This window comes from Fictibacillus sp. UD, from assembly GCF_043558025.1.
Taxonomy (GTDB): domain Bacteria; phylum Bacillota; class Bacilli; order Bacillales; family Fictibacillaceae; genus Fictibacillus.
Window position 1 is genome coordinate 1 of the sequence record NZ_JARUHH010000035.1, and the last position, 648, is coordinate 648.

At 71.3% G+C, this 648-nt stretch carries 1 protein-coding gene; it reads left to right on the forward strand.

All coding sequences use genetic code 11. The features are described from left to right. Positions 1-648: hypothetical protein (locus P8610_RS20315; RefSeq protein WP_394605960.1), on the forward strand; the 648-nt coding region annotated here is incomplete at both ends.

A 648-nucleotide genomic window follows, 5' to 3' on the forward strand; every position in this document is an offset into this window, starting at 1 on the left:
CGTTCCGGCAGGCTCGCGCTTCAAAGGCTACGAGGATGTCGTGGTGCGCGACCTCGTGCTGGAAGCGGTCGTGATCCGCTACCGGCGCGAGCGCTGGTCCACGCCGTCGGGGATGAGCGTCGTGGCCGCGCTGCCGCCGGGAATCGTCGGCGGGTTCGGGCCGCATCTGCGCCGCTTCCTCCTGGCGGCTCATGTCCAGGGGCAGGTCACGAGCGAGCGCTTGACCGCGATGCTCTCCGGGCTCGGCCTGCTGATCTCCAAGCGGCAGGTGGTCCGCCTCCTGAGCGGCCCGCTCGATCCCTTCGTCGCCGAGGAGCAGGCGGTGCTGCGCGCCGGTCTCGCGAGCGCGGCCTGGATCAGCGTCGATGACACCGCCGCCCGGCACGCGCGGACGGACGGCGTGACCACGCAGATTGGCGATGCACGCTTCACCGCCTTCCGTACCACCGCGTCCAAGTCCCGCCTGAACTTCCTCGCGCTGCTGCGGGCTGGTCACTGCGACTTCGTCGTCAACGCCGCGGCGCTGGCCTACATGCGCACTCGCGCGCTTGCCGGTCCCTTCCTGGCGGCGCTCGCCGCCCACCCGGTCAAGGTCTTCGCCGATCCCCCGGCCTGGCAAGCGCATCTGACGGCCCTCGGCTTCGATGC